Origin of the sequence: Nocardioides sp. CPCC 206348 (assembly GCF_048654705.1) — a bacterium.
Classification (GTDB): Bacteria; Actinomycetota; Actinomycetes; order Propionibacteriales; family Nocardioidaceae; genus Nocardioides.
Map to the genome: position 1 here is coordinate 34,303 of NZ_JBMCZA010000241.1, position 5,640 is coordinate 39,942.

Annotated in this window: 9 protein-coding genes; 4 read left to right on the forward strand and 5 right to left on the reverse strand. The window is 69.5% G+C overall.

Features of this window, described 5'->3' with window-relative positions; genetic code table 11:
• Positions 1–11 precede the first annotated feature (11 nt).
• The 5 genes from prfB to ACOADB_RS28205 all read right to left on the reverse strand — a co-directional run bounded on the left by prfB (position 12) and on the right by ACOADB_RS28205 (position 2,766).
• Entirely contained in the window at positions 12–1,130 is a 1,119-nt protein-coding gene (prfB, locus tag ACOADB_RS28185; protein ID WP_378606995.1) for a peptide chain release factor 2, read from the reverse strand.
• Positions 1,131–1,263: 133 nt separating this feature from the next.
• Positions 1,264–1,704: a pilus assembly protein TadG-related protein gene (locus tag ACOADB_RS28190; protein ID WP_378606998.1), complete on the reverse strand. Its 441-nt coding sequence runs from the start codon at positions 1,702–1,704 to the stop codon at positions 1,264–1,266.
• The gene (locus ACOADB_RS28195; RefSeq protein ID WP_378607001.1) at positions 1,701–2,102 is read right to left on the reverse strand and encodes a hypothetical protein; all 402 of its coding nucleotides are present in this window, start codon (positions 2,100–2,102) and stop codon (positions 1,701–1,703) included. The genes ACOADB_RS28190 and ACOADB_RS28195 overlap by 4 nt, the downstream gene beginning before the upstream one ends.
• 86 nt (positions 2,103–2,188) lie before the next feature.
• Positions 2,189–2,587: a TadE/TadG family type IV pilus assembly protein gene (locus ACOADB_RS28200; RefSeq protein ID WP_378607004.1), complete on the reverse strand. Its 399-nt coding sequence runs from the start codon at positions 2,585–2,587 to the stop codon at positions 2,189–2,191.
• On the reverse strand, positions 2,584–2,766 hold the full coding sequence (locus tag ACOADB_RS28205) for a hypothetical protein (protein ID WP_378607006.1): 183 nt from the start codon (positions 2,764–2,766) through the stop codon (positions 2,584–2,586). The genes ACOADB_RS28200 and ACOADB_RS28205 overlap by 4 nt, the downstream gene beginning before the upstream one ends.
• A 151-nt stretch (positions 2,767–2,917) precedes the next feature.
• Between ACOADB_RS28205 and ACOADB_RS28210 the strand changes: the two genes are divergently transcribed.
• From ACOADB_RS28210 to ACOADB_RS28225, 4 genes are all read left to right on the forward strand, one after another.
• Positions 2,918–4,282: a recombinase family protein gene (locus ACOADB_RS28210; protein ID WP_378607009.1), complete on the forward strand. Its 1,365-nt coding sequence runs from the start codon at positions 2,918–2,920 to the stop codon at positions 4,280–4,282.
• Positions 4,279–4,587 (forward strand): hypothetical protein, encoded by a 309-nt coding sequence (locus ACOADB_RS28215; protein ID WP_378607011.1) that lies wholly within the window; start codon positions 4,279–4,281, stop codon positions 4,585–4,587. The genes ACOADB_RS28210 and ACOADB_RS28215 overlap by 4 nt, the downstream gene beginning before the upstream one ends.
• 146 nt (positions 4,588–4,733) lie before the next feature.
• A complete protein-coding gene (locus ACOADB_RS28220; protein WP_378607014.1) occupies positions 4,734–4,943 on the forward strand; it encodes a hypothetical protein in 210 nt (69 codons plus the stop codon).
• A 71-nt stretch (positions 4,944–5,014) separates the two neighbouring features.
• The gene (locus tag ACOADB_RS28225; protein ID WP_378607016.1) at positions 5,015–5,632 is read left to right on the forward strand and encodes a hypothetical protein; all 618 of its coding nucleotides are present in this window, start codon (positions 5,015–5,017) and stop codon (positions 5,630–5,632) included.
• The last annotated feature ends 8 nt before the right edge of the window (positions 5,633–5,640 follow it).

Consider the following 5,640-nt stretch of genomic DNA (forward strand, 5'->3'; position numbering starts at 1 on the left):
ACCCGGACGGGTCAGTTCGCGTCGGCGTTCTCTCCGCCGCGACGCCAGCGGATGCCGGCCTCGAGGAATCCGTCGAGGTCGCCGTCGAAGACCGAGCTCGGGTTGCCGCTCTCGAAGCCGGTCCGCAGGTCCTTGACGATCTGGTACGGGTTCAGCACGTAGTTGCGCATCTGGTCGCCCCAGCTCGCCTGCACGTCGCCGCGCAGTCCGTCGAGGTGCGCCTTCTCCTCGGCCTTCTTCAGGGCGAGCAGCTTGGCCTTGAGCACCACCATGGCGCTGGCCTTGTTCTGCAGCTGGCTCTTCTCGTTCTGGCAGCTGACGACGGTGCCGGTGGGGATGTGCGTGAGCCGGACCGCGGAGTCGGTCGTGTTGACCGACTGGCCGCCCGGACCGCCGGAGCGGTAGACGTCGACGCGGATCTCCTCGTCGGGGACGTCGATCTCGTCGGTCTGCTCCAGGACGGGGACGACCTCGACGGCCGCGAACGACGTCTGCCGACGGCCCTGGTTGTCGAACGGGCTGATCCGCACGAGGCGGTGCGTGCCGGCCTCGACGCTGAGCGTGCCGTAGGCGTAGGGAGCGTGGATGGCGAAGGTGGCGGACTTGAGGCCGGCCTCCTCGGCGTAGGAGGTCTCGTAGACCTCCACGGGGTAGTCGTGCTGCTCGGCCCAGCGGGTGTACATCCGCATCAGGGTCTCGGCGAAGTCGGCGGCGTCGACGCCGCCGGCACCGGCACGGATGCTGATCAGGGCCTCGCGGGCGTCGTACTCACCGTTGAGGAGGGTGCGGACCTCGAGGCCCTCGACGGCCTTCTTGACCTTCTCGAGCTCGGCGTCGGCCTCGGCCAGCGTCTCGGCGTCGCCCTCCTCGGCAGCGAGCTCGGCGAGCACGGCGAGGTCGTCGATCCGGTCGTGGAGCGCACGGAACCGGTCGACCTGTCCCTGCAGGCCCGAGAGCTTGCCGGTGACGCGGGTGGCGTTGGCCTGGTCGTCCCACAGGTCCGGCGCTGCCACCTGCTCACCGAGGTCGGCGATGTCGCGCTGCATCTGGTCCAGGTCCAGGACCTGCTCGATGGTGCGCATCGTCGCCGTCAGCTGCTTGATCTCGGAGTCGTAATCGGTGCCTGCCACAACAGGCAAGGCTACGACCCCTCCGGGCAAGCCGGGTAAATGCCACCTCTCGAACGAAGTAGAACTTGTTCATCACGGTTGGAGTGGCCTCGTACGACCACGGGGCAACTGACCCAGCAGGGTCCAGCAGGTCTCACTCCTCCGGATCGACGACCGCGGAGCCGGTGGACCGGATCGTCGGGTTCTCCGGTCCGCCGGGGAGGCTCAGCGGCAGGTCGATCGGCGCCTCGAGCTCGACGACGATGCGGTCGTCCTGGATCCGTACCACCGCACGGATGCCGGGGTGGTCGGCGGCGGCACCGACGTCGCGCAGGTACGCCCGCACCGCCTGCTCGGCTTCCCGGCGAGCGATGGTCAGGTCGCCGGCGGCCAGCCCGTCGTCGTACGCATCGGAGCCCTGGGCTCCCTGGTCGGCGCCCTGCAGAGCGGCGCCGTCAGCGAGGGCGTCGAGGCGCTGGCGGGCGAGGTAGGCGGCGCTCGCGTCCACCACGACCGCCACCAGCAACAGGATGATCGCGGTGAAGGCGAGGATCAGCGGGGTCGAGCTGCCGCGCTGGTCACGGGTACGGGTCAACGGCCCTGCTCCTGGATCTCCTGGTACTGCCCGATCGGCACGGTGTGGTCCGCGCTCAGCCGGAAGGTCGGTGCGCCGCTGCCGAGGACGTCGGGCAGCAGCGGCAGGGTCACCGCGGACTCGATCCGCACGGTGATCACCGAGGTGCCGCTGTGGCAGTTCCTCGGGTACGGCGAACAGGTCACCGACACGCTGACCGGGACGTCATGCAGACCCTGGTCGGCCAGGGCCTGCCGCGCGACCGCGGCCGCCCGCTTCTCGCCAGCGACGTCATTGGGTGCCAACGCGTAGGCACGTGCGGCGGCCCGGGCCGCACCGCTCACGCCGAAGGATCCGCGCTGGACCTCGAACACCGACAGCACGATCCAGAGCAGCGGGAGCAGCAGGATGATGCTCATCCACACCATCTCGACCAGACCGCTCCCCCGCTGGTCGAGCCGCCTGCTGGCCCGACACCTGTCCCAACAGCTGGCCCAACGCCGCCTCATCGCGGGCTCTCCTCGACCGCGCGGCCGGACACCGAGAACTCCACCGCCGGGCCGCCGAGGCCGAGCGCCGGGACCTTCGCGTGGACCGTGATCTCGACGCCCGGTGCACCGTCGACCAACACCTGGCGCACCTCGACGTCCTTGGCGAAGGAACCGGCGAGTGCGTCGTCGATCTGGGCGCGGGTCAGCTCGACGCCGTCGCCCGGGCCACGGTCGGCCGTGGCCGCCAGCCGGGCACCTTCGGACGCCGCGGCCCCGAGCGTCGCCCGGACGTGCAGCACCAGGGCGACCTGGATCAACCCGACCACGATCGGCAACAGGACCACCGTGACGAGGGTGAAGTCGACCAGCGCCGAGCCTCGCTGGTCCCGGCACCGCCGCCTGGGCGTGCTCACTTCACGGAGTTGAGCGCCGACTGGAGGATGCCCACCAGCTGCGGCTGGGCCAGGCTCCACAGCGCGACGCCGATCGAGATCGTCATCACCGTGACGAGGACCCAGCCGGGTACGTCGCCGCGTTCGTCGCGCTGGTGCCAGCGGCGGCGCAGGAGGCTGAGCAGGATGGAGGTGTGCACGGTGGTTCCTTCCGAGAGTGCAGCGTGGATCAGGGTGATCAATAGGTCAGGGACAGGCCGATGAAGCCGGGCCAGAACGCGAACAGGACGGTCACCGGCAGCACGAGGAACACGACCGGCACACCAGTTGTCAACTGTTACTGTTTCTTACGTGAGAACCGCAATCTACGTACGGCAGTCCCTCGACCGGACCGGTGAAGGAGCCGCGGTCGACCGCCAACTGCGCGAGTGCAACGAGCTCGCTGAGAGCCACGGTTGGACCGTCACCGAGGTCTACCGAGACAACGACGCGTCGGCAACGAAGGGCCCGCGCCCGGGATGGACGCGACTCCTTCAGGACCTCGACGCGGGCCGGTACGACGTGCTGGTGTGCTGGTCGACAGACCGGCTGTACCGGCGGCTCCGCGACCTGGCGGACCTCCTCGAGGTCGCAGAACGGCGAGCGCTACGGATTGCGTCCGTGAAGGCTGCCGACCTCGACCTGAGTACTCCCGCCGGCCGCATGTTGGCCGGGATGCTCGGGAGCGCTGCACGGTACGAGGTCGAGCAGAAGGGCGCGCGCCAGGTCGCTGCGAATCGTGACCGAGCACGCCGCGGCGTCTCGCTCTGGACCCGCCGTCCGTTCGGGTTCGACCGCGATGGTCACAGCGTCACGATCGTCGAGAGCGAGGCGGCCGAGATCCGGAAGGCTGTCGAGCAGCTCCTGTCTGGCGAGACCATCGCCGCTGTCGCCCGAGACTGGAACGCTCGCGGCGTGCGTACGACGCTCGGGAGCACGTGGAGCGTCAAGACGCTCAAGCAGGTCGTGCTGAATCCGCGCGTGGCTGGCCGGGTCGTGTATTGCGGGGAGGACATGGGGACGGCGGGCCCGGCGGTCCTCGACCCCGCGACGTACGACCGCCTGACGGCGAAGCTGCGCGATCCACGGCGACGCTTTGCCCCGTCGACAGCGACCAAGTATCTGCTCTCCGGGATCGTGCGCTGCGGGCGGTGCGGAGACGCCGCCGAAGGTCCGATGTTCGCGACGACGGGCGGGGCCGAAAGGGCTCCGGTCTACCGGTGCACGACGTGCTACCTCACCCGTCGGCGGGACAAGGTCGACGCCTTCGTCCTGGAGGTCGTCGCGGGCCGGCTCGCACTGCCGGACGCGGCATCCTTGCTGAGTCCTGACGTCGACGTCGACAAGCTCCGCAGCGCGGCCGACGAACTCCGCGGCCGCCGAGACGGGCTTGCGGCGATGCTCGCGGATGGACTGCTCTCCGCGGATGCAGTCCGCGAGCAGGCGCAACGCCTGACGGCACAGATCAGCGAGCTTGAGCGCGAGATCTCCGCTGCGATCGGGGACAGCCCACTGACGCCCCTGATCGGCGCCGGCGACGTTCGTCGGACCCTCGACGAGTTGCCACTATCGAAGCGCCGGGACGTCATCCGCACGCTGTGCACCGTGACGATCATGCCGGCGGGGAAGGGCATCCGCTGGAGTCCCGACCAGGTGCGGATCGAGTGGCGATCGTGAGTCTGTTCAGCGTGCGCGTCGTCTGCGATAGGTGCGGTACGAAGGTCGCGGACTGGCTGGTGGTCGGGGTACACCGCGGCGGCTTCCATATTCAGATGACACCCGGGTGGGACGCGGCCCCCGTCGGGGACGACATGGTCCACGCCTATCCCTGTCCCCGGCACTCCGCCGGCCTCGACAGGATCGTGCTGATCGACGAGACCGAGATGAACACGGCGCTCGAACAGATCCGCAAGGACCTACCGAAACGCGGCTACGGGTATCCCGTTCGGGTGTCCTCAACGGGTAAGGTGCTCGGCAAGTAGAAACCTTGGGCCGTTCCGCGAGGACTGGCCCGGGCCCTCGGCCACCCGCACATCGTGCGCGCCGGCCGAGCAAGGGCCCGGATGCCGCCGCGTGAGCCGTCCGTACCTGTCACGTCCGAAACGGACATGACGGAACGGACCACCCGATGCCGACTCCTCCTGTCGAGCACCAGTTCAACGAGACCAGCGCAGCCGAAGCTGGCCGCCGCTCTGGCGAGAAGCGGCGCAAGCAGACTGCGCGCGAGATCGCCACCGAGGCGACCGCGCAAGCTGTGCGCGACCTCCTCGCTGCTCCGCCGCCACTGACACCGGAGCAGCGCGACCGGCTCCGCGTCATCCTCGGGGCTTCGTCGTGACACCGGAACGCGGCACGGTCCCCGACCTGGGAGAAGTCGGGGACCGCGAGGCCGCCGAAACGACCCACCACGTGGAGCCAGCAACCACCAGCGTAGGTCCCGGCAATTCGCCGCGTCTCGTAACGCTCCAGCTCCCGTCCGGCACCAGTGACGCGGCAGAGCTCGGCGCCGTCCTGGCTGTCCTGGCCGACACCCTCGCGACCGGCAGCCGCTCAGCCGCGATCGTGGCCGGGTTCGCTGAGCAGCTCGTCGACGCCGACCGACTCGACGAGCTGCGAGCCCATGTCGACGCGGCGCGGCGTGAGGCTGGTCGACAGCAACGGCAACACGAGCTCACAGAGGCGTGGGAACACACGCTCGCGGAGTACCGGCGCCACGGCAACTACGACATGAACTACACCCGGTTCCGACAGGAGTGGGCCAAGTACCCCAACCCCGCGACGGGGCAGCCCTATTCACTCAGTGACAACTACCCGACCCGCTGGCAGGACCGAGTCGAACGGCTCGCGTACGACGGCATCCCCTGGCGCATCGTCCGCGACGTCATCCACGACGTCCTCACCGGCCCGGACGAGTACCGATCACTCGACACCGTCATCCGCCGCAGCCGGCGCGGGATGCGACGAGCACAGGAGCGCGCGGAGGAGCGGGCGCAGGCGCAGCTTCGGCTGGTGCCCAACGCGCCATGAGCGAGGTG